Here is a 26628-nt window from a genome sequence, read left to right on the forward strand (position 1 = left end):
CATGAGCAACCCAATCGCCATCTGCTACGCCTCTGCGGGTAGCGACATGATCATCAACTCGATCGAGGCGATGTGCAGCATCTGGCCTGAGTCGATCCGGTTCTGCGCCGGCTATGACGACTACATCTTGGGCACCGAGGATGGGCGGGCGGTGCTTTTCACAGCCATGGGGTTTGAAGAGGCGCTGCCGTCCCGCGACAACAGCGCATTTCAAAACCTGCTTATCGGTCTGGACAACACCAATGGCCTGGTCCAGCAAAAACTGGAAGAGGCAAAGAGAGCAGATGCTCGAGTGACGATCGCATATCGCCGGCACCTGGAAAGCGATCTGAGCTATCCGCAAGAGAAGATGCATCTGTCGCTGCTCAATCGGCAGTACGAGGACAGTCCAGTGAACACAGCAACTGTCACTTGCGGCCTGTTCAACCTGCTCGATACCGAATACCCGCGCCGAAAACTAACCGCTGCGATCGCACCGGGAATCATCTTTATATGACTGACCTCGCCAACTACATGCGTGCCCCATACGTGGATGGCGCACGCGGTCCGCTGGCCTTCGATTGCTGGGGCCTGTGCGTGGCAATCAGGACCGGCGTGTTCGGCCTGCCATTGCTTCCAAGCCTGGGCAGCGTTGGGCGCAACCGCCTGCGGGATAACACCATGGCTTACCGCGAGCTGAAGCAGGGCATGAAAGAGTGCTCTCCCGAGCCCGGGGCGATTGCCGCAGTGTTTCGCGGGCAACTGATGGCTCACGTCGGCGTGGTGGTCGAGATCGAAGGCCGACTGAAGGTCATCGACACCAACCCGGGCGGCGTGCGAGTTCGCACCGTGCGCGACTTCGAATCCGATTATCCGAGAGTGGTGTATTACAAATGATCGAATTTTACCCCAACAAGATCGCCGACTCGGCGCCGATCGCGACCTTCAAGACCAATCGCCGCATGTCCTTGGAAGAGTGGCTGATGTCGCAGGCGCCAGCGTACGAGCGCCGCGAGAGCGCACCGATCAGCATCGAGCTCAACGGCGAAATCATCGAGCCGCACTTGTGGCACAAGGTGAAGTTCAAGCCTGCTGACCATGTGCAGATCTGGCGCGAGCCGAAAGGCACTGACCCTTTCTCGATGGCCATCGCGCTGTTCAAAGGCGTGCAAGCCGTCGGCAAATGGCTCATGCCCAAGATGCCCGGCATGCCATCGACGGCTGGCACCCAGCAGGGCGATCCGCTCCGCGAAGCCAGTGCCCGAGGCAACAAGGTAAAGCTTGGCGAAACCATTCGTCACGTTGCCGGTCGCCAGAAAATTTACCCGGCCTACCTGGCTGAGCCGTGCCCACGATTCGTTGCTCCTCGCGAGCAATGGGTTGAAATGCTGCTGTACGTCTCTGAGGGTGAAGTCGACATCCCAATCAACACCATAAAGGTTGGCGACACTCCGCTGATCTCGCTGGGCGCCGATGCGCAAGTGACGGTCTATCCACCCGGTGCAAGTGTGCTCGGCGATACCGCCTCGATGCTCTGGTACAACGTCGGCGAAGTTGGGGCCAGTTCCAGCGGTTCGGCAGGCCTTGAATTGACTGAGTCGAAAAGCATCGCGCCTTCTTCGACAGCATCTGCCTACCAGTTCAATGGCGACTCGATATCGATCCCTGCCGGCGCCGGGACATTCCCGGATGACTGGGAAAGCGGCCTGGTGATTCGCGTCCAAGCACCTTACAACTACACCGTCGTGGATGGCGTGGCAGGGCGTGACATCGTGCAGGGCCCGCTTGAGATGCTCAACCCAACGCCGGGTATGCTGATTGAGGTGGCTGGAGCGAATGCTGGCAACTACGTCGTCAACAGCTATACGCCTTACGCGCCGGCGGTGCCGCCGACATCGGGCACCGCGTCGACCATCCTCGGATCGAGCATTCCAGCGCGCTACGACTTCAACGTCACACCGCTGTCGGTAACAGTGACGCTGGGCGGCACGCCGTACGCTGTCAACCTGAACACCGCAACCACGAACCTTGCCGGGCTGGTCTCGGCATTCAACACCGCTAAGGGTTCCGCACCGTTCATTGCCAGCGCTTCATCTGGTCGCCTGCTCATCACCCAGTTCGGCACCTTCGGCGGCGAAACAATGGTAGCCACCGGCGGCGCCGATATCCTCGGCAGCAGCCCGACCAACACCACTGGAACACCGGCCAGCACCGGGACGGCTGAAGTTCCGGCGCAAATGACCTTGGACTACGACGGCGGGACGCCCGTTGTCGGACTGGCCCTTGGTTCTGGCTTGGCAACCATCGGCCCGCGCGGCCTGCGATACCGGATCACGGCCTTCAGCTCAACGCTGATGGTTGTGGATCGCCTGACTTCGGCAGGCCCGGTTGATGCAGGCTGGCCGGGCTTCAACCTGATGGAGACGGTGAACGGTACCATCACTCTTGATCCTTCAAACCTTGAGGGCGGCTATCGCGGGCCTTTCAAATCCAGCCCGGACGGCGAGCTTGTCACTCGCCTTGAGTGGACTGTGTTTCACCCGAATGGGCTTTGCGGCATTGGGCGTGAAGGCCAGATTTACGAGGTGCGCTCATTCCACACCTTTGAATTCCGCGACGGTGATGTAGCCGGCCCCTGGACCGTGATCGAGAAAGATCACGCGGGTAGCAGCCGTGATGCCCAGGGGTTTACCTACTGGACAGACCTTCCATATCCGATGAGGAATCCGGAGTCACGGATCAAGAAGCGCTTCGTCAGCCAGCCAGGGCGAATCGATAGCGAGAAGCAGGACGATATCAACTGGTACAACCTCCGCGCGCTGCGCCAGGTGCGACCTGCGAGCTATCCGGGCATGACGGTTATGTCGGTCAAGATTCGCGGCGGTGATCGCCTGTCTTCGCAATCAGAGAGCCAGATAAGCGTCGAGGCCACACGCAAGCTGCCATTGCGATACGCCGGCACTTGGCTGCCGCCAGAGCCTACACGCGAGATCGTGCCATGGTGCTTGTACGTGCTGAAGTCATTGGGCTACGAGGATTCGGACATTGATCTGGCGGAGTGGGATCGGCTGCACGGTGTTTTCTACGGTGCCGGCCAGACCTATGACCGAACGATCGACGCCGGTAGCACGGCGAAGGATCAACTGAACGACGCACTGGCCTGCGGCTGGGCTGAGCTGACCATCACCAACGGACTCGTCAGCCTGGTGCGAGATGAGCCTCGGGCAGCTTTCGATCGCGAATACGGCCCGAAAACTCAGACCTACTCGCCGCAGAACATGACCGAGAAGCCACTGACCATCAGCGGACCTCACTCATCGGTCAATGATTTCGACGGTGTGGATGTCGAGTTCTACTCGAGCACAACCTGGGCATGGGAGACCGTGCAATGCCGGTGGCCTGGCGACGTAGGGCAGAAAGTCGAGAAGCTCAAGCTGCCAGGCGTGGGAGATCGAAACCAGGCCTACCGGTTCGGAATGCGCCGGCGCGGTCATCAGAAATTCCGGCAGGACGTGTACAGCTGGGAAACGACCATGGCCGGCATGAACTCGGGCTACCTGAGCTTCTGCGCGGTGGCCGGCAATGCGCCGGGCACGTGCCAGAGCGCGCAGATCGAGGATGTCCAGTCGGTTGCCGGTGGATTCGTCATCACCTCAACCGAGCCGCTGGATTGGTCAGCAGGAGGCGCTCACAAGATCGGTTTCAGCCGGCCTGACGGCACGCTTTCGGGGCCATATCCCGCGACTCAAGTTGATGAGTACCAGGTGCTCATCGCTGATCTGGATTTCGATCCGGACACCAGCCACGACATCAACCTGCCGCAGATCCTGTTCGGACCCGACGGCAAGTGGGCCTACCCGGTGCTGGTCACCAAGTCTGATCCATCAAACGGAAACGTGGCCATGAAGGGGATGCCCTATGACGCCCGCGTCTACACCTACGACAACGCCACTGCACCCGCATAAGGATTGGCCATGATCGATTACCCGGAAGGCCTGCCGTATCCGCTGCGGGAGAACTACGGGCTTGAGCCGGTCAGCCCCATGACTCGCTCGAAGCTCGGCAACGGCCGGAGCGAGGCCAGGCGCAAGTTCAAGAACGTCCCGGTGCTCGTCAATGTGATCTGGGAGCTAGACGCCGGTCAGGCGCAGATATTCGAAGCCTTTTTCGAATACACGCTTGTCTCTGGCGTAAAGAAGTTCGAATGCCCGCTGCTCACACCTTTGGGCCTGGATAAGTACACCGCCGAGTTTGACGACATCTATAAGGGCGGCTATCTGACCAAGCTGAATCACTGGCGCTACACCGCCCAGCTTTGGCTGCTCAAACGTCCGCTGATCGACAAGGAATGGCTGGATTATGGTCCTGAGTACGTCCTGCACTCGGACATCATCGACATCGCCCTGAATCGGGATTGGCCTGAAGCATGAAAACCAAATTCAATCCGTCCCGGTATCGGGCGCCATGCTGGAGAAAGGCATGACAATTTTTGCAACGATGAACCCCGTCGGATCGACCAGCCCGAAAGACCTGAAGGACAACTCGCAGAATCTCGATTACTTGTCGCTTGGGCCGGCGCTGAGCTACCCAGATCGGAGAGGCGTCAACCGACTGTCATGGGCTGGCATTGAGGCTTCGTTTGCGGCGGCCCAGGCTAACAAGCAGGAGGTATTCGATGCCTCGCAGGCTAACAAGCAAGCAGTGTTTGATGCCTCCCAGAGCCTCCGCGAAGATGTGTTCAATCAGTACCTTGAGGGTTCCGGCTGGACTTCCCTGGGCAACTACGCCTCTGGTATTTCGATTGTTTCGCACAGCCAGACGGTTGAGTACGGCGGTCAGCCTTATTCGCTGAAGCCATCGGTACCTGCGTCCATTTCAGCTCCGTACGTTACGGCGGGCAACTGGGCAACCGAAAGCGTCAATTTCAAGCTGGTCGGGGATAACTCCCTGCGTCAGCAACTGGCCTTGCCGCCAGGCTCTAGAATGTTAGGGCATCAGCGGGCGCCGGTTGTCGATACAATCGATGATGTTGGCGGCATGCTGGACGCCCAGCCCGTCAACCCCTGGGAGTACGCGCACCTTGTCACCGTAAAGCCTACACCTTCAGATCCGTCGACCTGGGATTGGAAGCCCGCATTGTTGGCGGCCGCCGCATCTGGCCCGGTTGTTGACCGCTCCCTGCGGTTCTACCGAACCAGCCCTGTCGTGTTCCCGAGCACTGCGCACATCGAACTAAACATCCGCCCGTTCGACTCCATAGGTCGTGTTGTCACCATCGGGGGTGACGCTTCATACATTCAACTGAACATTGATGCTGAGGGCAAGGGCGTAACAGGCGTATACGTCCCGGCCAGCCGTGTAATTGGTCGCGCTTTCGTTAACAACATCACGGGGCAGCCGGTTGGTGTAGGCGGCAACCAGGCGGGTGTGAATATCACCGGTACAGGTTGCGAGATCACTGTCGTAGGCCGAAACCACCTGAAAGGTACTTCGGATAACGACTCCGTACCTCGCCTTGTGGCGGTGGATGGTTCAGGTGGCGATAACATCGTCCGCGTGATCGGTCGCAGCATCAACTGCGGCCTGGTGAATAACCATGCCCTGCTGAGCGTTCCGGACATCAACATCAATGGCGCGACTGACAACGCAATCTACAATCTCGCAGGCGTCATGGATGTGGATCACGGCGTCTTCATCGGCTGTATGGATGAGATCGTTGTGGGTGGCGGCAAAGTGAACTTCGGCTCCAAGTCTGTCATCGACTGCAATGGCAGTTCTGGCGTGTCCGATTGTCAGATCACCATCGGCAAGTACAACATCATCAGTGATGATCCAGCCCGCGCATTCGTTCCGTTCCGGTCCCGTACAGGTAACACCTCCAGTTCGGTCACTATCTCCGAACTGACCGGTACCCTAAACCTGACTGCTGCAGCTAACGGTGGTGGAATCTTCCAGTTTGAGGTTGGAACTATAGCCGTGTCCGTTGGGCGTATAGACCTAAAACTTCGATACAAGACAGGATCCACAAAGGCGCTGGTAAAACACACCACTGGCAGCTTCACGTACGGCAACGTAAAGATAGAGCTGATCGACGACACTGCAACCCTAACAGGTTCGGATAAGTTTGATTTCACACTTCCCGCCGCTGTTGCTGCTCCATCGTATCTTGGTGATTGCCAGCTTATTAGTGCGTCTGGCGACGTGCGCGTCAGCAACTCCATCCAGGCGTCCGTCCGCATCGCGAATGGCGTCGAGGTAACTACAACTTCCGGCCCTTATGTGGCAATGGAGAACGCAAGCTTTCCAAAGCCTCGCCGTGTAGTAGGCAGTGGCGTTCCAGTGGGGCCAGGATGGGTGAGAGGCGACTCTATTGTTGTAAAAAACATATCAGATGGCGGCGCTGGAGCGTATAGATCGCTTACCACTGGGTCTGGTAGCTGGAGGGCAACTGAATGGCTGGTTAAGCGAGGAACGACTGGCGCTCGCCCAGCCCTTACGGCAAGCGAGCCAGGGGTTATGTATTTCGATACCACATTAACCCCAAACGGCAAGCCTATTTTCTGGACCGGAACACTCTGGGTCGACGCGACTGGCGCATCGGTCTAACTCATAAAAAGGAATCAACATGGCTATTTTGGTGAATATTGAATACCGAGGGATCAAAATCGACGGCGCCTACGCCAGTGTTTGTGAGCCCTCTATCTCAACAAGCAAGGACAGCGTCTCGTTTTGCGTGGTCTACAGGGCTGGTCCAGATCACGACCAGTTCACCAGCGAAATGATGGAGTGCTTTTATGATTTGAAGGGGGAAAATCCATACTCTCAGGCTTATGGGTTCCTCAAGACTCTGCCTGAGTTTGAAGGCTGTTCTGACTGCTAACCGCTTCCCCTCGGCCGCCCAACACTGCTCCGCTAGCGGGGCAGCCTCTCCCCTTGATCATTTAATGCGTTATCAGTTTCAAAACTGTTCGCGCTGGTGATAAAATGATTCATTTTAAGGAGGGTTGTTGTGAAGGATAATAAGCGATTTTATGCGTTAGATAGTTTCAGGGGTGTATGTGCTCTTTTTGTGGTTGCTTTTCATACTCATATTTCAGGGGCTTTTACTGAGTTTGGTTTCTTTCGAAGGGCAGACATATTTGTTGAATTCTTTTTTGTATTAAGTGGATTTGTATTGGCTCACGCCTACGGGAAAAAGAAAGACGTTAGATTTATGGATTTTTTCATATCTAGGACATTCAGGCTTATCCCTCTCCATTGGTTTATGCTGTTTATTCTGATTGTGCTTGAACTTGGGAAGTATATTGCCAATCAAAAAGGACTCTCCTTTGTTCATGAGCCGTTTACCGGAATGTACGATCCGTCTGGGATAATTCCAAATTTATTGTTGGTTCAATCATGGACCAAATTCACGGAAATGTTTTCATTTAATTACCCTTCGTGGAGCATAAGTATTGAGTATTATATGTACATGATATTCATGGTTGTTTTAATATTTGGTGATAAGTTGAGGGTTCTGGCTTGGTGGTCGATCTCGCTAATAGCATTTTTTCTTCTGTTTTTGGGTGTTGGTTTCTTAACTGAGGCCTCGCTTCGAGGGTTATCTTGCTTTTTTGCAGGGTCGTTATCGCACATTGCTTATTCTAAATTGTCTAACAGAATTAGAGTTGACTATAAATATTTTACGGCTCTTGAGGCTTTGCTGATATTTCTAGTATTTGCAGTGGTCCTGTCTGATTTTGAATATCAGAAAATTATTTCTAGCGTTCTCTTTTGTTGTGTTGTGGTTGTTTTTGCGTTTGATCGCGGGGCGGTTTCAAAGTTGTTCGGGTGTGGCGTGTTTTTATTAATTGGGCGGCTCTCTTACTCGATTTATCTGACTCATGCAGCAATTTTGATTTGTGTTATGTATTTGTTTCTTGCGCTGCAAAAAGTATTTGGAGTGAATCTTACTCCATTAGTCGGCGGTGTCCGCCACATTCAAACTGGCAGCGATGCACTGAATAACATGATTGCTGCGTGTTTGTTTCTTTTGGTTATTGCTGTCTCGGCATTTACATATAAGCACGTAGAAGTTAAAGGCCAGATGCTAGGAAGGCGGGTTATCCAGGCGTGGAACGTTTCGCGTCAGCGGCGCCAGCCTGGCTATATTGGTCAGTAGGCAAATATCATTCGCGGCGAAGGCGTATTTTCTGCCAATTGTCTTCGCTGGTGCATGACCCAGTGTCGCCGCGAAGGAAATACAAGGTTGCTCTATAGGAGGATGTTCGGCGAGAGCAGTGCCGGTCGCGAAGTTTCCGATAGGCCCATAACCATCCATGATTTCCTGGGTTGCGCATGTCTTTCTCCGATTTATGTCTTTCAATGAATAATTGTACCAGCACACAAAATTCCACAGCCCGCCGATGCGGGCTTTTTTTCGCCTGGAGAAAAGTATGACCACAACCGACAAAGACCGCGACATCCTTGCCCGCACCCTATGGGGCGAAGCCCGCGGCGAAAGCGTGGCCGGCCAGATCGCCGTCGCTTGGGCGATTCGCAACCGTGTATTCGACGGCAAGACCAAATCATGGTGGGGGGAGGGCTACGCCGGCGTCTGCCTGAAGCCGTGGCAATTCAGTTGCTGGAACAAGAACGACCCAAACTATGCCTACCTGAGCGGCGCAAAGCCTATACCGGCTGCGCAATACGCTCAGGCTTTGAAGGCTGCTGATCAGGTCATGGCGGGCACGGCGCCAGATCCAACAGGCGGCGCGACACACTACTACGCGACCACCATGCCGAAGCCACCGACCTGGACGAAGGGCGCCAAGCAGACGCTGAAGCTTGGCCAACACATCTTTTTCAAAGATGTCCCTTAGCGCCCGCCTTATCCATCGCCTGAAGCTGTCTGCGCAGGCTTTCATTTTGATCATGGACCAGCGACAAGCTGCGGATCTGCGCCAGCTGCGCCGAAGTTTCCGTTTCGAGATTTGCCATCCAGACCCTGGCCTTCTTCAGCTCAATGGATAGCTGATCGTTCATTTCTACCAGCCCTGAGATAGTTTCCTTCGCTGAGCGAAGCTGATCCCTCACGCCTTGAAGGTCTTCCTCCAGCATGCCCGCGTAATGCTTCAGGGTTTGGAGCTCAGTAGGGCTTCCCAGCCAGTCGCTGGTGTCTTCGATGTCGTACGGGTCCACGGTGACGCCTTTTCGAATACTGTTTGGATATACAGTAATCGAGGCGAAGAGTTCGGGCGAGGGGTAGGTGACGAGCTGCGCTATGGAGGCGACACCAGGTCAGCCCACTCCTGCATCATGGCTCTGCGCTGCTCCAGGTATGCCGCGTGGTTATACACGTCGCGGATGAAGCTGCTGTCAGCGTGGGCCAGTTGCCGCTCGATCCAGTCGCGGTTGTGCCCGCGCCCGTTCATCTCAGTGGAGAACAGGTGCCGGAACCCGTGTGGCGATTGCTTGCCGGTGAGCCCGCAGGCGTCCATGACGTTGTTTGCGTAGTTGGTGCCGATCGGGATTGTCGAGTCGCTGCGGTTGATGAAGACGTAGCGCAGGTGGCCGGTGATGGGCAGCATGCTTTTCAGGACTTCAACCGCCTGGCGCGACAGCGGGACGGAATGGTCCCTGCGCATTTTCATCTTGGCAGCCGGCGTGGTCCAGATGGCGGCATCGAGGTCGATCTCCGACCACTCGGCGCGCCTGACTTCCCCTGGGCGGGAGGCGGTGTAGATCATCAGCATCAGCGCCGCCCTGAGTTGTTGCCCGGATGAGCACTCCTGAATAGCCGCCATGGTCTTTGGCATTTCGCTGAACGGAAGGAAGGGGTGCGGCTTGTGCTGCCCCATCCTTTCCGTGACGGCGTGCATCTCGGCGGTCGGGTTGACCTCGATCAGGCCGACGGCGATTGCATAGCTGAACACCTGGCCGGTTCGTTGCCGCACCTTGACGGCGGTGGCCACGGATCCTCGCTTCTCAATCTTTCGAATCAGGCTGATGACGTCGGAGCGCTTGATTGCGTCGATCTGCCGTGTGCCGAAAGTCGGCAGCACATCCAGCTCCATCAGGTTGCTGATGATCCGGTAAGTCCCTGGCGAAATACTTCCCTTCCTGAATGCCAGCCATTCGTCGTACACGCGACGGAAGGTTCGGCCCCCGGCCTCGATCATCTCGGCCTTCTTCTCCCTCCTCGAATTGCGCGGGTCAATCCCGTTCGCAATGTCTTCGCGTGCCTCGTCTCTGCGTGAGCGCGCTTCCTTTAGGCCGGTGTCCGGGTACGTCCCGAACGAAATTCGCGCCTGTTTTCCAAGCCAAGTAAAACGGAAATGCCAGCTCTTGATGCCACTGGTGGCTATATAGAGGGAAAGCCCGAGCGAGTCAGCAAGTGTGTATGCCTTGTCCTTCGGCTTGGCCTGCCTGGCCGCTGTGTCGGAGATCGCCACTAGTACATCCTCTGCTTTCAACTTTCAATGTACTGGATGATGTACTAACTCGGCGCCACTGGGAAGGTATCGCGTGGTACGCGGTGATACTCCGATGTGGCGTAGTGCGTGGGTTGTGGGGGTGTTCGTGAAACGGAGGGGTTTTCGGCGGGAGTCTACCGTGGAATCTTTGAAGATTTCCACAGTGTCTTGAGCTCTGTCAGGTGGCGATCGCCGCAGCGATAGGGGCTGGCGGCGAGTTTAACAGCTTGTCCTGACTAAAGGGTCAGCAAGCGTTCGCCGAGGCGACCGTTGGCGGCCAGTTCGAGGAACTCGTCGCCCAGGCGACGGCTTTCGTCCATCGCCACGCGCCAGTACTTCTGCCGGCTTGGCGCATCGCCCATGAAGCGCTTGAAGTCATTGCGGTCGGGCAGCTTGCCGAAGGGCAGGCGCGCCAGATATTGCCTTGACGGTGCCAGCAACAGCACGTCCTGCAGCCGCGTCGAACAGGCGCGGCGCCAGGGCAGGGGCTTGTCGAACCAGCCGGGAATGATCCGGTCGGTGAAGTGCGGGTACAGCACGATGTCATTGCCGCTGTAGGGCAGGTCGAGGTGGTAGTCGAGCAGGCCGCCGTCGCGAAAGGTTCCGGCGCCAGCGCCCGGCAGGTCCCGAACACCTTCCATCACCATGGGGATCGAGCCGGATGCGAGCAGTGCCTGGCGCAGGTTGGCGGCGTTCAATGCGACGAAGCGCGAGGGGAAATCGGTCAGTGGGTGCACCGGCGGGGGGAGACGTGGATCGTGGATGATCAGACGTTCAAAATGCCGCGACAGGCGCGAGCGGTTGCGCAGGTTGTCGGCGATCACCGTCGACAACCCCAGGCCCAAGTGACCGCGATGGTCTTGCGCAAGCCGGCCGTGGCTTTTGACCACCATGATGTTCAGCCGATAATGCGCATTATCGAGAATCGCCGAGTCGCGGCCGTCGAGCAGCTCCTCGAGCATGCGCCGCGAGCTCTGGCTGATCTGTGCCATGGTCACGCCTTTGTTGAAATCCTGCTCGGTGTACAGCCGGCCGAGACGCCGGATGCCCTCGGCGGCGTCCGGCAGGCAGGCGCTGGCGAAACGCCAGGAGCCCACCGAGGCGCCGATCAGCGAGCGCTCCCGCGGGGCGGCCGGCAGCCACTCACCGAACAACGCCAGGTCCAGTCCCTGAATCCCCAGGGCTTTGGGGCCACCGGCGGCGCCGGGCAGCGTGCCGACATCGGCGGCGCTCAGCCCTTGTTCACGGATGCGCGCAAAGGCGCGGGGGCCGGCTTTGAGGGTCAGGGCGGGGAACTTGATGTGGATGGCGGTCATACCGGATCTCGATTCTGGCAAGCGGGAGCGATTATAAGAGATTTCAAAGGCAAACCCTTGCGCAATGCATGATGGCCATTCAGTTTCAGTTAAGTTCGAATCGTTAAGGTAGCTCCCGTAAGCAACACCCAAAAAATTCGGAGACACCGATGAAAACCCTGACTGCCCTGTTCACTGCTTCCCTCGTCGCCATGACCGCCAGCCTCGCCCATGCCCGGGACCTGGGCCCTGATGAAGCCCTGCGGCTGCGCGACGCTGGTACCATTGTGTCTTTCGAGAAGCTCAATGCTACAGCTCTGTCCAAACACCCGGGCTCCACCATCACCGAGACCGAGCTGGAAGAAGAGTACGGCAAGTTCGTCTACCAGGTGGAGATGCGTGACCCACAGGGTCTCGATTGGGACATGGAATTGGACGCTGTCAGCGGGCAGGTTCTCAAGGATCAACAGGATACGTAATGAAGGTGCATTTTTTGTCCGGCACGCGCGCCAGCCTCCGAGTGGGGCTGGCGCTGCTGGTCTTCTGCTCTGTGGTGATGGCCCGCGACCTGGATCAGGACGAAGCCCTGCGCCTGCGCCAGCAAGGGGTGATCATGCCCCTGGAGCAGCTGCTGCAGCAGGCCCTGGATCGCTATCCAGGGGCCAAATTGCTGGAAGCCGAGCTTGAAGAAAAACACGACGTCTACATTTATGAAGTCGAACTGTTGACCGCCGAAGGCGTAGTCCGCGAGCTGGACCTCGACGCCACCACTGGCCAGTTACTGAAAGACAAGGAAGATTGACCGATGCGCTTGCTTCTCGTGGAAGACCACGTGCCCCTGGCCGACGAATTGATGGCCGGTCTGAACCGCCAGGGGTATGCCGTGGACTGGCTGGCCGACGGCCGCGATGCGGTGTACCAGGGCAGCAGCGAGCCTTATGACCTGATCATCCTCGACCTTGGCCTGCCTGGTTTGCCCGGGCTTGAGGTGCTGGCGCAATGGCGCGCCGGTGGTCTGTCGACACCCGTGCTGATCCTGACCGCGCGCGGTTCCTGGTCCGAACGCATCGAAGGCCTCAAGGCCGGCGCCGACGATTACCTGACCAAACCCTTTCACCCCGAAGAGCTGCATTTGCGCGTCCAGGCGCTGTTGCGCCGCTCCCACGGCCAGGCCAACCAGCCGACGCTCAAGGCGGCGGGCCTGCATCTGGATGAAGGCCGCCAATGTGTGACGCGGGACGGTGCCGACATCTTGCTCACCGCTGCGGAATTTCGCCTGCTGCGCTATTTCATGCTGCACCCCGAACAGATCCTGTCCAAGAGCCACCTGGCAGAGCACCTCTACGACGGTGAAACAGAGCGTGATTCCAACGTGCTGGAGGTCCACGTCAATCATCTGCGACGCAAGCTGGGCCGCAGCGTGATCGAAACCCGTCGCGGCCAGGGTTACCTGTTCGGCGGGCAAGCCAAGTGAGGTCGATCCAGCGCCGCTTGAGCCTGGGCCTGATCAGCGTGATGGTGATTGTCGGCCTGGTATTGGCGCAGACCAGCCTGTGGCTGTTCGAAATGGGCTTGCAGCGCTACCTTGAGGCGGGCCTGCGCAACGACAGCGAGAACCTGCTGGTGGCACTGGTACGTGGGCCCCAGGGTTTGCAACTGGAGGAGCGGCACCTGGCGCCGGCCTATCAGCGGCCGTTCTCCGGGCACTACTTCCGCATCGACTTCGCCGACAAACATTGGCGCTCGCGATCCCTGTGGGACCAGGAGTTTCCCCAACTCACTGAATCGGGGCTGCACAGCAACCTGCAACTGGGGCCCGAGGGCCAGCAGTTGCTGGTGTTGCGTTCCGACTATCGGCGGCTGGGGCAGTCGATTTCCATCAGCGTGGCGCAGGACTACACCCCGGTGCGCGACAGTTTCCTGCGCATGCAACAGGTCGGCCTCGGGCTGGGACTGGCGGGGCTGCTGCTGATTCTGGTGCTGCAACGGGTCACCGTACGTCGAGCATTGCGTCCCCTGGAAAAGGCCCGCGAGCAGATCGCCCAGTTGCAACAGGGGCAGCGCTCGCAGCTGGACGATCAGGTCCCGGTAGAGCTGGAGCCGTTGGTGGCGCAGATCAACCATCTGCTGGCGCACACCGAGGACAGCCTCAAGCGCTCGCGTAATGCCCTGGGCAATCTTGGTCACTCCTTGAAAACCCCGCTGGCGGTGTTGGTGAGCCTGGCCTCGAGTGAAAAACTCGATGACCACCCCGAATTGCGCAGGATCTTCAAGGAGCAGCTGGAGCAGGTCCGGCAAAGGCTCAATCGAGAGCTCAATCGCGCAAGGTTGTCCGGCGATGCGCTGCCGGGCGCCTTGTTCGATTGCGCTGGCGAGTTACCGGGGTTGCTGGCGACGCTGAACATGATCCACGGTGAACATTTGCACCTGAGCTACCGCGCGCCCCAGGGGCTGCAACTGCCCTGGGATCGTGAAGACCTGCTGGAACTGCTCGGCAACCTGCTGGACAACGCCTGCAAATGGGCGGATGCCGAGGTGCGCTTGAGCGTGGTGGAGACGACGGCAGGGTTTGAGTTGGATGTGGAGGATGACGGGCCGGGAATACCCGAGGATCAACGGGCCCAGGTCTTCAGCCGCGGCACCCGTTTGGATGAGCAAACCGATGGGCACGGCCTGGGGCTGGGGATCGTGCGCGATATCGTCGACACGTGGGGCGGGGTGTTGCGCCTGGAAGAGAGTGAGTGGGGCGGGTTGCGGGTGGTGATTGAACTGCCCAGGCGCTGAGACCTGAAACTGCCCCAAAGTCCCTGCGGGAGCCAGCCTGCTCGCCATAGCGGTGTGTCAGTCGACATCTAGTTGCCTGACACTCTGCTATCGCGAGCAGGCTCGCTCCCACATTGGCTCTTGCACATTGGCTCACCCGTGCGCTGTGGAGTGGCTCACACGCGAAACTGATCCATCAGGCTCTGCTGCTGATTCGCCAGGCTGTTGAGTGACTGGCTGACCCGCGCCGACTCATTCGCCTGCCCCGACAGCGACTCCGTGACGTCGCGAATCGTCGCCACGTTGTTGTTGATCTCTTCAGCCACGGCGCTCTGTTCTTCCGCCGCACTGGCGATCTGCAGGTTCATGTCGCTGATCACCGTCACCGCTTCGCCGATCTGGCGCAGGGCGGTCACGGCCTGGCCAACCTGCTCGACGCTGCCCTGGGCCTGGCGATGGCTGTTGCTCATCGAGCCCACCACCTCCTGTGTACCGCTTTGCAGCTGCTCGATCACCAGGCGGGTTTCCTCGACCGACTCCTGGGTACGTCGCGCCAGGTTGCGCACCTCATCGGCCACTACGGCAAAGCCGCGACCGGCTTCACCCGCGCGAGCGGCTTCGATGGCGGCGTTCAAGGCCAGCAGGTTGGTTTGTTCGGCGATGGCGCGAATCACTTCCAGCACCGAGCCGATTTTCTCGCTGTTGGCTGCCAGGCCTTCGACCTGCACCATCGCCGCACTCATGTCGGCGGCAAGGTTGTCGATGCTGGTGGTGGTCTGGTCGATCACGGTCAGGCCACGGCGAGTCGCATGGTCCGCGTCGCGGGCGGCCTGGGCGGCTTGCGCTGCACTGCGGGCGACGTCCTGGGCGGTGGCGCTCATTTCGTGGGACGCGGTGGCAACCTGGTCCACCTGGCGATACTGCTGCTCCATGCCGGCGCTGGTTTGAGTGGCGATCGCGGAGGATTGGTCAGCCGTGCTGCGCGCATCCTGCACCGAGCGTTTCACTTCGGCGATGATTGGCTGCAGCTTGTCCAGGAAGCGGTTGAACCAGCCGGCCAACTGGCCCAGTTCGTCCTGCTTGTCGTAGGCCAGTCGGCGGGTCAGGTCGCCTTCGCCGCTGGCGATGTCTTCGAGCATGCGCGCCACCCCGAGGATCGGTTTGGTCACACTGCGGGCCATCAGCCACACCAGCAGCAGGCCGATCAACGCGGCCAGCACGCCCAGGCCCAGTTCAACCAGGGTGCCAGTGGTGTTGCTCTCATCGAGTTGTCGTTCCAGGGCTTCGGCAGGACCGACCAGGACTTTTTCCGGCACTTGCAGCAGCACGCCCCAGGATTTGCCACCGGGGATCGGCTCGAAGGGTGCGAGCACCTTGAGCTGTTGGTCGCTGTGCAGGCTGGCTGTCTTGTCGCTGGTCGCCAGCAAACGAATCAGCTCGGCGCCGCTGCTCTTGTCGACACTGTCCAGGCGCTGGCTGAGTTTGCTCGAGTCCGGGCTGTAGCCGGCCAGCAGGCCGACCGGGCTGATGATGCTGACGTGGGTCTGGCCGTCGTAGAGCTTCTTGCTCGCCGCCTGGCTGATTGATTGCAGGCTGTTGAGGTTGATGTCCACCGACAGCGAAGCGATGACCTTGCCGTTGACCATCAGCGGAAAGACGATGCTGGTCATCAACACGTCCTGGCCGTCGATCTTGTAGAAGTACGGCTCGATGACGCACGGCTTGAGCGAGGTGCGCGGGCAGGTGAACCAGGCGTTGGCCGGTTCGCCGCTGGGGCCGGCATTGGTGTCGGCCATGTCGCTTTCCGGCAACGCCATGGACGTTACCTGGCCCGGAGTGGGCTGCGACCAGTACAGGGCGAAGCGGCCCTTGTCGTTGCTGCCCAGCTCGGCCTGGCCGGCGAACAGTTCGTCTTTGCCGTCCAGGGCATTGACTTCGAACACCAGTGACAGGCCGAGCAGTTCCGGGTTGGCCTGCAGTGCCGACTTGACCTGGCGGGTCAGGTCTTCGCGCAGGTCGAAGGCGTCGAGGAAGCGCTTTTCCGCCTGGTCGCGCAGGAACAGCACCTGGCGCGAGAAGCCATGGCCGTATTGGTAGGCGTCCATGAACTGCTGGCGAATGACCAGCGCCTGGTTTTCACCCTGGGATTGAATACGTGCCTGGGCGGCTTCATTGAGCATCTCCGTGCTCGAGGCCTTCACCAAGGCGGAACTGTGCTCCATGCGATACAGCGAAAGACCCACCAGCAGGGTCACGATACCCGCCAGGCAAAGCCCGGCCAGCAGGGTGATTTTCCATTGAATGGAAAGTTGTCTGAGCGACATGGAGACGTCCTTATTCGATAAATATCTGCGGCTTGGTACTGTAGCGGCCGTTACTCGGGATTCTTGATGGTGTTTACCGAATATCGAATTTCACCCGGTAGGAGCTGCCGAAGGCTGCGATCTTTTGATTTTCAATGTTCTTGATGACGCCAGAAGCTCAAAAGATCGCAGCCTGCGGCAGCTCGTACGGGATCGTGTTGGCTTTGACAAGCTGGCAGTGCTGCGGCACAGTGCGCGCCCTCTAATAAAACCCGTTCTAAAATCCGCTGGCGGCTCTTCGCAGACTGCCGGCTGAGCTCATTCTGCTTGCCTTGAGGTAACGATGATTAATGCAGTAATTGCTGCGGTCGGCGTCATGCTGATACTCAGCCTGTCCCGCGTACACGTAGTGATCGCGCTAATCGTGGGCGCGCTGGTCGGTGGCCTGACCGGCGGCCTGGGCATCGACGCCACGCTTAAAGCGTTCAACAGCGGCCTTGGGGGCGGGGCTACCGTTGCGCTGTCCTATGCCTTGCTGGGGGCGTTCGCGGTGGCGATTGCCAAGTCGGGGATGGCCCATGCCCTGGCAGACAAGGCGCTGGCCATGGTTGATCGCCAGCACGCCAGCAGTGGCGGCCGGGTCAAATGGTTGCTGATCGGCCTGCTGGGGGTCGTGGCCATCGCCTCGCAAAACATCTTGCCGATACATATCGCCTTTATTCCGTTGCTGGTGCCGCCGCTTTTGTACGTGCTGACCAAGCTGCAACTGGATCGACGGTTGATCGCCTGCGTCATGACCTTCGGGCTGATCACGCCGTACATGTTCCTGCCGGTGGGCTTTGGCAACATCTTCCTCAACGAGATCCTGCTGGCCAACGTCGCCCGCAGCGGCGTTGATATCAGCGGCATCAATGTCACCCACGCGATGGGTATCCCGGCGCTGGGCATGGTGTTTGGCCTGGCGATTGCGTTTTTCAGCTACCGCAAGAAGCGCGTCTACGACCTGGGCAAGATCGAGCAGGTCGAGCAGGTGGCGGTGCAATACAACCCGCTGAGCCTGATGGTCGCGGGCCTGGCGATCATCGCCGCGTTCGTGATCCAGCTGCTGCTCGACTCGATGATCATTGGCGCCCTGGCAGGGTTTCTGATTTTCTCGGTGTCGGGAATTGTGAAGTGGCGTGATACCGACGATCTGTTCACCGAAGGCATGAAGATGATGGCGATGATCGGCTTCATCATGATCGCCGCCTCGGGGTTTGGCGAAGTGATCAAGGCCACTGGAGATGTGCAGTCGCTGGTCGTAACCGCCGCTTCCTGGATCGGTCACAGCAAGGCCATTGGTGCCTTGTTGATGTTACTGGTGGGGTTGCTGGTGACCATGGGCATCGGGTCGTCGTTCTCGACGGTGCCGATCCTGGCGGTGATTTTCGTGCCACTGTGCGTGCAGCTGGGCTTCAGCCCGCTGGCGATCGTGTGCATCGTCGGCACTGCAGGTGCACTCGGGGATGCGGGCTCCCCAGCCTCCGATTCGACCCTCGGCCCGACCTCCGGCTTGAACGTCGATGGCCAGCATCACCATATCTGGGACACTGTGGTGCCGACTTTCCTGCACTACAACCTGCCGCTGCTGGCCTTCGGCTGGGTGGCGGCGATGGTGTTGTGATCCCCACGCCTCACTGATCTCCCCTGTGAGAGTGAGCCTGCTCGCGATGACGGCCTGACTTTCAGCATTGATGTTGGCTGACACTCCGCTATCGCGAGCAGGCTCACGCCTACAGTGGGTGATATTCAACTTTTGCTCCGGCGTGCCGTTAAAGCTTCCAGGCACGCCAATAAATCAAAAGAGTGAATGTCATGCGCATGAGCCTCAAGGCTAAAGTCCTGTCCCTCGCCGTCCTCCCGGTGCTGCTCTTTGCGCTGGTCATCAGTCTGACCACGCTGTTTATCCTGCAGCAACAGGCGCGCAACGAAGTGGAGGAAACCCGGCAACGCCTGCTCTCTGACGCCAAGGCCACCTTGCAAAGCTACGTGGCCGTGGCCGTGTCCACGATCAAACCTCTCTACGAAGCCGCCGCCCCCGGCGACGATGGCGCGCGGGCCCAGGCGATCAAATTGCTGTCGAGCATCAGCTATGGCAAGGACGGCTATTTCTTCGGCTATGACTCCAACACCGTGCGCCTGTTCAAGGCCAACAGCCCGGAAGGCGTCGGCCAGAGCTTCAAGGACAACCGCGACCCGAACGGCGTGTACGTCAACCGCGACCTGGTGAAAGTCGCGAAGGACGGCACCCATTACCTGCAATACAGTTCACCGTTGCCGGGCAACACCCAGGTGCTGGTGCCCAAGCTTGGTTACACCGAGTACCTGGCCAAATGGGACATGGCGGTGGGTACGTCGGTGAATCTCGACGGCATTGAGGCGCAGGTGGCGCTGGTCGAGGCCAAGGTACAGGCGCGCATGGAAGGGGTGGTGTGGAGCATTGTCGGCATCGCTGCCGTGGTCTTGCTGGTGATCGCCGCTGCTGGCGTGTTGCTGTCCAACACGATCTTGCGTCCACTGCACCTGATGAAGGCCAACCTCGATGACATCGCGGCAGGCGAGGGTGACCTGACTCGCCGCCTGACCATTACCAGCCAGGATGAACTTGGCGAACTGGCGGGCTCGTTCAATCGTTTTGTCGACAAGATCCATGGGCTGGTGCGCCAGATCACTGAAATGACTTCGCAGCTGACCGGCCTGGTGACTCAGGTATCCGCTCAGGCCCAGCGTTCGGACCAGGCGATGGAGCGCCAGCGTCACGAGACCGATCAGGTGGCCACGGCGATCAATGAAATGTCGGCGGCGGCCCAGGAAGTTGCCAAAAGCGCGCAGAACGCTGCGGTAGCGGCTCAGCAGACGGATGAAGAGGGCCAGGCGGCCAAGCGGGTAGTGGCTGGCAGCATCGTGAAGATTCATGCACTGGTGGACGACATTCGCAGCAGCGGCGTGTCGCTGGACAGTTTGCAGCAGGACGTGTCGTCGATTGTCAGCGTGCTCGGGGTGATTCGCTCGATTGCTGACCAGACCAACCTGCTGGCCCTCAATGCCGCGATCGAAGCGGCTCGCGCCGGCGAGGCGGGCCGCGGCTTTGCTGTGGTGGCGGACGAAGTGCGGGCGCTGGCCAGTCGCACGCAAATCAGCACCCAGGAAATCCAGGGCATGATCGACCGTTTGCAGGCGGGCACGCAGTCAGCGGTTGAGGCGATGCGTCGCTCCAGTGAGGCCGGCGACGGCACCAGCGCCCAGGCCAACGAGGCGGGCGCTTCGCTGGATGCGATGGCGCAGTTGATTGGCACGATCAACTCGATGAACGCGCAGATCGCCAGCGCCGCCGAAGAGCAGACGGCCGTGGCCGAAGAGATCAACCGCAGCGTGCATCAGATTGCGGCAGCCGTGGACAGCGTCGCTGACGAAACCCAGCTCGGCGCACAAACCACCCGTAGCCTCGCAGACCTGGGGCAACGGTTGGGCGGACTGGTTGGGCAGTTCCGTATCTGACGCCTGACGTTTTTGGTGGCCTTTACACGTCTGTGGCAATTGAGCTCCTGTGGCGAGGGGGGCAGCTTGCCTGCTCCAGGATGGTGCCATAGCGCACTGCCTGCCTCGCCAGCTACGGTCGGTCCCAGTACGGCACCGCCCCGAAGCATTCGACAAAAAAATCGATCACCGTCCTGACCTTTACCGACAACCGTCGGCTACCGGGCCACAGGACGGCGATCTGCTGCGGTTCCAGGCTATTGGATACCTGATACTCCTCCAGCACGGGCACCAGCGTGCCGTTACGCACCGCTTCGCCAATCAGCCATGACGGAAACATCACCAGCCCCAGGCCCTGTTCCGCCGCTTGAGTGAGAGTGTCGGCATGGTTGCCGGTGATTGGCCCCTTCACCGAGTAAGCCACCCAGTCCTGCTGATCTTTGCGGAAGAACCAGCGCTGCTGACCGGCCACGCCTTTGTAGGCCAGACACTGATGGGCGACGAGCTCGTCGGGACGCCTCGGGGTGCCGCGACGCTTAAGATACGCCGGGCTGGCCGCCACCTGGAAACGATGGGGCGCCAGAATTCGCGCCTGCATGCTCGAGTCGTGCAGGGGGCCGATGCGGAACAGCAGGTCGGCACCTTCCTGCAGCGGATCGACGTAGCTGTCGGTCTGCTGGATATCCAGTTGCAGCTTCGGGTAGCGCTCGCACAACTGGCCAAGCCAGGGCGTCAGGTGCCGTTGCCCGAAGACCACCGGGGCGTTTATCCGAACCAGTCCACTCGGCTCGCTTCGCTGCTCCTGCAGCGCCTGTTCGGCTTCCTCGAGCTGCACCAGCACCAACCGCGCATGGTGCCCCAGCATGCGCCCGGCCTCGGTAGGGGTGACGGCGCGCGTGTGGCGGTACAGCAGTTGTTGGCTCAGGGCCTGTTCCATCAGCTGGATCTGCCGCGAAATGGAGGAGGGTGCCAGGCCTTCGCGACGGGCGACTTCAGAGAAACTGCCATGGTCCAGCACCGCGACAAACAGCCTGAGCGCCTTGAATCCAAATTCGTTGAGACCCTGCATGATCAATCCTGCTGTGCGTAATGCGCAAAAGTGTTGTCCGGATGCTCCCATTTATTGCAAAGGGAAGCCAGCCGATAATGCACGCCTCCTTCGCCCGTGGGGCGCAAGTCTGCCCGCGAAATCATCGCTCACCCGCTTGTTGCCGACCCGAGCAGCGTTTTCGCGAGCAGGCTCGCGCCCACATGGGTTTGTGTTAACTGACCACAGGTTATCTTTATGCAATCTTCAATCGAACAGGTCGCTGCGACGCCTGCCACCAAACCGGGGCTACGGCTGCTGCTGTTGCCGCTGGTGATCCTGGCCGGCATGGGGCTTTCCGTGGAGGCCGGGTTGCTGGGGCCGCTGGGGGTTCAGGTCGGGCATCTGTGGGCGACCTTGAGCATCTTTGGCGTTGGCTCGGCCATCTTGTTTCTGCTGCTGTTGATGAGCGGCCCGCAACAGGGGCCGGCGTTGAACACCTTGCCGCGCTGGCAACTGATCGGCGGTTTCCTGGGCCCCGTGTACGTGATCGTATTGACGCTGGCCACGCCGCATATCGGCATCGCCATGACGATGATCGCGATTCTTTCAGGGCAGGTCGGTAAAAGCGTGCTGATCGACCATTTCGGCTGGTTCGGCGCAACGCGCAAAAAGGTCAACGGTGAACGCTGGCTGGCGTTGGTGTTGATTGTTGCCGCACTTGTTCTGATTGCCAGGGGTTGATGATGAGTCTGTTTATTTTGTTGGCGGTGGTCGTAGCGGCCGGTGCGGTGTTGAGTGTGCAGGCGGCGATCAATGGACGCCTGGGTGAAACGGTGGGCGTGTTGCGCAGCAGTCTGTTGACCTTCGTGGTCGGCGCTGTGGTCACCGGCCTGCTGATCCTGTTCTTCGAACCGGCCCATGCGGTGAGTCTGCTCGACGTGCCGAAATGGCAGCTCAGCGGCGCCCTCTTCGGCGTGGTCTACATGATGGTGATGGTCGGCGCAGTGCCACGGGTAGGGGCGGCTGTCGCCACTGTGGCGGTTATCGTCGGGCAGTTGGGCATGGGCATGCTGATCGACAATTTCGGCTGGCTGGGCAACCCGGCAATCGAGTTGTCGGGCAGCCGGATCCTGGCGATGGTGTGCCTGGCGCTGGCGCTGGTGTTCATGTATCGCAGTAATACGCGGCAGGCGTAACGTCGATGGTTGATGGTCCTACACTGTAATCACGGGTGGGCATCCGCTGCATCCGGACGACCATAACGATGGAGTCAAGACCATGACCGTAACCAGGACCGATACCTGCGACTGCCCCAAATGCAATTGCGAGCTGGGTGAGCACCCGATCGCTCGACACGGCAAGCATTACTGCTGCGAAGCGTGCGCCAAGCACCACGAGCATGGCGAAGAGTGTTCATCCAAAGGCTGCAAGTGCGCGCACAGTTAACCGGTCACCCAATAACCGGTCACCCAAACAAAGTGGAGCCTTTTCAGGCTCCACTGTTGTTTTGGGCAAACCATGCTTCGCGGGTCAGCCAGCCGGCCGCCAGGTCACGTTCTCGACGCCGAATTTCTCGGCCATCGGTTTGCTGGTCTTCTGCACCTTCTCCCGGCCAAAGCGCGGGATCCGACCCACACCGGCGTCACAGCTTGCCCAATGCCAAGCCTCTGCGTTGTCCATCTTGTCCAGACGGATAATGAAAGACTTGGGGGCGCCATGAAGGGTGTACTCAATGACGAATAATTTTGCGTTGTTCATAAAGCCCGTGATTCTCCCTGTGGTATTAGAAGGATCATGGGCGGGCCGGAAAATTCAGTCGGATTGTCAGACGGCAGCGAGTTGGGATGGGCCCCCAACCTGAAACTGACTATAGCTGAGGGAACCTGCACGGTGGTTTTTTGGCCTGAAGGCCCAAAGATCACAGGCCGGCTCTGATCGTCCAGGTGATTGCTGTACGATTGTCGACCTGACTTCACAAGGTGCCCCCCATGAGCGAGCCGATTCGTCTGACCCAATACAGCCACGGCGCAGGATGCGGCTGCAAGATTTCCCCCCAGGTGCTGGAAGTGATCCTGGCAGGCAGCGGGGCGCAGAACCTGGACCCGAATCTGTGGGTCGGCAATGCCTCGCGTGATGATGCGGCGGTCTATGCCATCGACGAAGAACGTGGGGTGGTCTCGACCACCGACTTCTTCATGCCGATCGTCGATGACCCGTTCGACTTCGGTCGCATCGCCGCCACCAACGCCATCAGCGACATCTACGCCATGGGCGGCGATCCGCTGATGGCAATCGCCATTCTCGGCTGGCCGGTCAACGTGCTGGCCCCGGAAATCGCCCGGGAGGTGATTCGTGGCGGTCGCTCGATCTGTGATGAAGCAGGCATTCCCTTGGCCGGCGGGCACTCCATCGACGCGCCCGAGCCGATTTTCGGCCTGGCCGTGACCGGGCTGGTGGAAAAACGCCACATGAAACGCAACGACACCGCGACCGCCGGATGCCTGTTGTACCTCACCAAACCCCTGGGGATCGGCATCCTCACCACCGCCGAGAAAAAGGGCAAGTTGCGCCATGCCGATATCGGCCTGGCCCGCGACTGGATGTGCACCCTGAACAAGCCTGGCAGCCGTTTCGGCAAGCTTGAGGGCGTGACCGCGATGACCGACGTCACCGGGTTCGGCCTGCTCGGGCACCTGGTGGAAATGGCCGACGGCAGCCACCTGACCGCGCGTATCGAGTACGACCGCGTGCCGCGCCTGGCCGGGGTCGAGTACTACCTCGAACAAGGTTGCGTACCCGGCGGCACCCTGCGCAATTTCGACAGCTATGCCAGCAAACTGGGACGTCTGCAGGAACTGCACAAGCGTGTGCTGTGCGACCCGCAAACCAGCGGCGGCCTGCTGATAGCGGTCACTCCGGCAGGCAACCCGCAGTTTCTGAGCGTGGCCGCCGAACTGGGACTGACCCTTGAGCCCATCGGTGAGCTGGTTGAGCGACAGACCCATGCGGTCGAGGTGTTCTGATGCCAATCGACTGCACCGACTACCGCGCCATTTTCCTCAACGACCGACCCATGCTCGATGCTCGTGCGCCGGTGGAATTCGCCAAGGGCTCGTTTCCCGGCGCGGTCAACCTGCCGCTGATGAATGACCACGAGCGCCAGCGCATCGGCACCTGTTACAAGCAACATGGGCAGGAGGCAGCGATCACCCTCGGGCACCAACTGGTGTCCGGTGCGATCAAGGCCGAACGTATCCAGGCCTGGGCCGATTTTGCCCAGGCCCATCCTGAAGGTTATCTGTACTGTTTTCGCGGTGGCTTGCGCTCGCAGCTTGTGCAGCAGTGGCTCAAGGACGAGGCGGGCATCGAGTACCCACGAGTCGGTGGCGGCTACAAGGCCATGCGCTCGTTCCTGCTGGACACGGTCGACCAGGCAGTGACGCAGTGTGATTTCGTGTTGCTGGGCGGCATGACCGGTACCGGCAAGACCGAGGTGCTCACGCAGTTGAGCAACGGTCTGGACCTGGAAGGCCATGCCAATCACCGCGGCTCCAGTTTCGGCAAACGCGCCACTGACCAGCCCTCCAACATCGATTTTGAAAACCGCCTGGCCGTGGACATCTTGAAAAAACGTGCGGTTGGCATCGAGCGCTTCGTATTGGAAGACGAGAGCCGCACGGTCGGCAGCTGCGCCTTGCCGCTGCCGTTGTTCCAGGGCATGCAGCAGTATCCGATGGTCTGGCTGGAAGACAGCCTGCAAGGGCGGGTCGAGCGGATCCTGCGCGATTACGTGGTGGACCTGTGCGCGGAATTCATCACTGTGCATGGCGAAGTCGGGTTTGCGCTGTTCTCCGAGCGGTTGCTGGAAAGCCTCAATAATGTGCAAAAACGCCTGGGTGGCGAACGGCACCGGCGCATGCTGCTGTTGATGGAGGATGCGTTGGCGGAACAGGCACGCAGCGGCTCGGTGGACCTGCACCGGGCCTGGATCGAGGGCTTGTTGAGCGAGTATTACGACCCGATGTATGCGTTCCAGCGCGAGAAAAAGGGCGCGCGAATCGAGTTTGCCGGGGAGCGGGATGCGGTGCTCGAGTATCTGCTGGAGCGTGCTGTTCAGCGGGGATGATGTTACCTGAGCCCGCGATGGCGCCCTCACGGGCGCCACAAAATCTACAGCAAAGCCGCCCCAATCAACCCGCTAACCACACCAATCCCCATGGTCATCAGCGCCACACTCACCAGCACCCTCGCATCGAAATCCTTGCGCAGCATCAGCAGCGACGGCAGGCTGATGCTCGGCAGGGTCATCAGCAGCGCAACGGCGGGGGCGGTGCCCATGCCGAGGGTCATCATGGTTTGCACGATGGGGATTTCCGCTGCCGTTGGAATCACGAACAAAGTGCCGATGATCGCCAACGGCACCAGCCACATCACGCCGTTGGCCGTGGCGCCATCGATGTGCGGAAACACCCAGACCCGCACTGCGCCGAGCACCAGCACTGCCAGGATGTAAATCGGGATAGTGCTCCAGAACAATTGCCAGAGCGTGCGGCCCCAGCGCACCAGGAACGGTTGCACATCCACCGTGCTCGCTTCACTCACTGCTTCCACAGCCGCTTCAGGCAGCACCTGAGGGCCGGACATGCGCTGCGCCACCCAGGACACGCCAAACACCAGCACGATACCCGCCACCAGGCGCAGCGCCGTAAAGCCCCAACCCAGCACGAAGCCCATGAACACCAGCGTGGCCGGGTTGAGCACCGGATTGCCGATCCAGAACGCCAGCGCGGCGCCGACCGACACATTGGAGCGACGCATGCTGGCCGCTACCGGTGCCGCGCAGCATGAACACATCATGCCCGGCAGGGCGAACAGGCCGCCGCGCAAGGTCGAGGCAAAACCGGCGCGGCCGAACAGGCGAAGCAGCCAGTCGCGGGGGATCAACACCTGCAGCAACGAGCCGAGAATCACGGCCAGCACTGCAGCTTTCCAGATCGCCAGGAAATACACCTTGGCATAGGTCAGTGCAGCGGCCAGGGGAGCGGTCTGGGCGTCGTTGAGGATGGAGGCGCCGATGCTGTGGTTGTCAGCGGCGAGGAAAGCCTTGGCGTAGTAGGGCGACCATTTGACGTAATACAGGCCAACACAGGCGACCAGGACAAAAAGCGCAGGTTTCCACCAGAACGACCAGCCCCTGGAGGGGGCAGCTGTGGATGAGAGTGACATGGGGAGGTTCCGGGGCAAGAAGGAAAGGGTTCATGATAGCCCAGCTCCTCCTCCCGGCGCAG

26 protein-coding genes and 1 pseudogene are annotated in these 26628 nt (G+C 59.7%); 19 read left to right on the forward strand and 8 right to left on the reverse strand.

The window, feature by feature from the left end; translation table 11 throughout:
* Position 1 precedes the first annotated feature (1 nt).
* The 8 genes from UB23_RS19440 (at position 2) to UB23_RS19475 (ending at position 8840) form a co-directional block, all read left to right on the forward strand.
* Positions 2–496 (forward strand): DUF1833 family protein, encoded by a 495-nt coding sequence (locus UB23_RS19440; protein ID WP_045060922.1) that lies wholly within the window; start codon positions 2–4, stop codon positions 494–496.
* Positions 493–876 (forward strand): hypothetical protein, encoded by a 384-nt coding sequence (locus tag UB23_RS19445; RefSeq protein WP_045060923.1) that lies wholly within the window; start codon positions 493–495, stop codon positions 874–876. The genes UB23_RS19440 and UB23_RS19445 overlap by 4 nt, the downstream gene beginning before the upstream one ends.
* Positions 873–3944 (forward strand): host specificity factor TipJ family phage tail protein, encoded by a 3072-nt coding sequence (locus UB23_RS19450; protein ID WP_045060924.1) that lies wholly within the window; start codon positions 873–875, stop codon positions 3942–3944. The genes UB23_RS19445 and UB23_RS19450 overlap by 4 nt, the downstream gene beginning before the upstream one ends.
* Positions 3945–3953: 9 nt before the next feature.
* Complete coding sequence (locus UB23_RS19455; protein WP_045060925.1) at positions 3954–4409, forward strand: hypothetical protein; 456 nt, start codon at positions 3954–3956, stop codon at positions 4407–4409.
* A 49-nt stretch (positions 4410–4458) separates the two neighbouring features.
* Entirely contained in the window at positions 4459–6585 is a 2127-nt protein-coding gene (locus UB23_RS19460) for a hypothetical protein (protein WP_045060926.1), read from the forward strand.
* Between the two features lie 19 nt (positions 6586–6604).
* Entirely contained in the window at positions 6605–6859 is a 255-nt protein-coding gene (locus UB23_RS19465) for a hypothetical protein (protein WP_045060927.1), read from the forward strand.
* A 129-nt stretch (positions 6860–6988) separates the two neighbouring features.
* Entirely contained in the window at positions 6989–8140 is a 1152-nt protein-coding gene (locus UB23_RS19470) for an acyltransferase family protein (protein WP_045060928.1), read from the forward strand.
* Between the two features lie 274 nt (positions 8141–8414).
* Positions 8415–8840: a cell wall hydrolase gene (locus UB23_RS19475; protein ID WP_045060929.1), complete on the forward strand. Its 426-nt coding sequence runs from the start codon at positions 8415–8417 to the stop codon at positions 8838–8840.
* Here UB23_RS19475 and UB23_RS19480 read toward each other — a convergent pair.
* The 3 genes from UB23_RS19480 to UB23_RS19490 form a co-directional block, all read right to left on the reverse strand.
* Positions 8824–9159, reverse strand: a complete 336-nt coding sequence (locus UB23_RS19480; protein ID WP_045060930.1) for a hypothetical protein — start codon at positions 9157–9159, stop codon at positions 8824–8826. The two genes, UB23_RS19475 and UB23_RS19480, sit on opposite strands and share 17 nt — an antisense overlap.
* Before the next feature lie 80 nt (positions 9160–9239).
* Complete coding sequence (locus UB23_RS19485) at positions 9240–10412, reverse strand: tyrosine-type recombinase/integrase (protein WP_045060931.1); 1173 nt, start codon at positions 10410–10412, stop codon at positions 9240–9242.
* Between the two features lie 257 nt (positions 10413–10669).
* On the reverse strand, positions 10670–11749 hold the full coding sequence (locus UB23_RS19490) for a hypothetical protein (RefSeq protein WP_045060932.1): 1080 nt from the start codon (positions 11747–11749) through the stop codon (positions 10670–10672).
* A 149-nt stretch (positions 11750–11898) separates the two neighbouring features.
* Here UB23_RS19490 and UB23_RS19495 point away from each other — a divergent pair, with 149 nt between their 5' ends.
* The 4 genes from UB23_RS19495 to UB23_RS19510 are packed head-to-tail and all read left to right on the forward strand — an operon-like array spanning position 11899 to position 14512.
* On the forward strand, positions 11899–12207 hold the full coding sequence (locus UB23_RS19495) for a PepSY domain-containing protein (protein WP_045060933.1): 309 nt from the start codon (positions 11899–11901) through the stop codon (positions 12205–12207).
* Positions 12207–12530 carry a PepSY domain-containing protein gene (locus UB23_RS19500; RefSeq protein WP_045060934.1) on the forward strand — a complete coding sequence of 108 codons (324 nt, stop codon included), beginning with the start codon at positions 12207–12209 and terminating at the stop codon, positions 12528–12530. The genes UB23_RS19495 and UB23_RS19500 overlap by 1 nt, the downstream gene beginning before the upstream one ends.
* Before the next feature lie 3 nt (positions 12531–12533).
* Complete coding sequence (locus UB23_RS19505) at positions 12534–13202, forward strand: response regulator transcription factor (protein WP_045060935.1); 669 nt, start codon at positions 12534–12536, stop codon at positions 13200–13202.
* Positions 13199–14512, forward strand: a complete 1314-nt coding sequence (locus UB23_RS19510; RefSeq protein ID WP_045060936.1) for a sensor histidine kinase — start codon at positions 13199–13201, stop codon at positions 14510–14512. Before UB23_RS19505 ends, UB23_RS19510 begins: the two co-directional genes overlap by 4 nt.
* Positions 14513–14667: 155 nt before the next feature.
* Here UB23_RS19510 and UB23_RS30850 read toward each other — a convergent pair whose 3' ends face one another.
* A complete protein-coding gene (locus tag UB23_RS30850; RefSeq protein ID WP_412072549.1) occupies positions 14668–15423 on the reverse strand; it encodes a methyl-accepting chemotaxis protein in 756 nt (251 codons plus the stop codon).
* A 102-nt stretch (positions 15424–15525) separates the two neighbouring features.
* Positions 15526–16815: pseudogene (locus UB23_RS30855) on the reverse strand (HAMP domain-containing protein); the annotation flags it as partial.
* Positions 16816–17140: 325 nt separating this feature from the next.
* Between UB23_RS30855 and UB23_RS19520 the strand changes: the two are divergent.
* Positions 17141–18457, forward strand: a complete 1317-nt coding sequence (locus tag UB23_RS19520) for a Na+/H+ antiporter family protein (protein WP_177328578.1) — start codon at positions 17141–17143, stop codon at positions 18455–18457.
* A gap of 191 nt (positions 18458–18648) precedes the next feature.
* Positions 18649–20331 (forward strand): methyl-accepting chemotaxis protein, encoded by a 1683-nt coding sequence (locus UB23_RS19525; RefSeq protein WP_045060939.1) that lies wholly within the window; start codon positions 18649–18651, stop codon positions 20329–20331.
* Positions 20332–20443: 112 nt separating this feature from the next.
* Here UB23_RS19525 and UB23_RS19530 read toward each other — a convergent pair whose 3' ends face one another.
* Positions 20444–21379, reverse strand: coding sequence for a LysR family transcriptional regulator (locus tag UB23_RS19530; protein WP_045060940.1), 936 nt, complete (start codon positions 21377–21379; stop codon positions 20444–20446).
* Positions 21380–21595: 216 nt separating this feature from the next.
* Between UB23_RS19530 and UB23_RS19535 the strand changes: the two genes are divergently transcribed.
* The 3 genes from UB23_RS19535 to UB23_RS28745 all read left to right on the forward strand — a co-directional run bounded on the left by UB23_RS19535 (position 21596) and on the right by UB23_RS28745 (position 22786).
* The gene (locus UB23_RS19535; RefSeq protein WP_045060941.1) at positions 21596–22081 is read left to right on the forward strand and encodes a DMT family transporter; all 486 of its coding nucleotides are present in this window, start codon (positions 21596–21598) and stop codon (positions 22079–22081) included.
* Between the two features lie 2 nt (positions 22082–22083).
* Positions 22084–22536 (forward strand): DMT family transporter, encoded by a 453-nt coding sequence (locus tag UB23_RS19540; protein ID WP_045060942.1) that lies wholly within the window; start codon positions 22084–22086, stop codon positions 22534–22536.
* An 82-nt stretch (positions 22537–22618) separates the two neighbouring features.
* On the forward strand, positions 22619–22786 hold the full coding sequence (locus tag UB23_RS28745; protein ID WP_082069219.1) for a metallothionein: 168 nt from the start codon (positions 22619–22621) through the stop codon (positions 22784–22786).
* An 84-nt stretch (positions 22787–22870) separates the two neighbouring features.
* Here the strand turns inward: UB23_RS28745 and UB23_RS19545 are convergent, their stop codons facing one another.
* Positions 22871–23098, reverse strand: a complete 228-nt coding sequence (locus tag UB23_RS19545) for a DUF6555 family protein (protein ID WP_045060943.1) — start codon at positions 23096–23098, stop codon at positions 22871–22873.
* A 230-nt stretch (positions 23099–23328) separates the two neighbouring features.
* Here UB23_RS19545 and selD point away from each other — a divergent pair, with 230 nt between their 5' ends.
* Both selD and mnmH read left to right on the forward strand, forming a co-directional pair.
* Entirely contained in the window at positions 23329–24363 is a 1035-nt protein-coding gene (gene selD, locus UB23_RS19550) for a selenide, water dikinase SelD (protein ID WP_045060944.1), read from the forward strand.
* Complete coding sequence (gene mnmH, locus UB23_RS19555) at positions 24363–25466, forward strand: tRNA 2-selenouridine(34) synthase MnmH (RefSeq protein WP_045060945.1); 1104 nt, start codon at positions 24363–24365, stop codon at positions 25464–25466. The genes selD and mnmH overlap by 1 nt, the downstream gene beginning before the upstream one ends.
* A gap of 44 nt (positions 25467–25510) precedes the next feature.
* Here mnmH and UB23_RS19560 read toward each other — a convergent pair whose 3' ends face one another.
* Positions 25511–26566, reverse strand: coding sequence for a permease (locus UB23_RS19560; protein ID WP_045060946.1), 1056 nt, complete (start codon positions 26564–26566; stop codon positions 25511–25513).
* Positions 26567–26628: the final 62 nt, after the last annotated feature.

Origin of the sequence: Pseudomonas sp. ES3-33, from assembly GCF_000952175.1 — a bacterium.
Classification (GTDB): domain Bacteria; phylum Pseudomonadota; class Gammaproteobacteria; order Pseudomonadales; family Pseudomonadaceae; genus Aquipseudomonas; species Aquipseudomonas gregormendelii.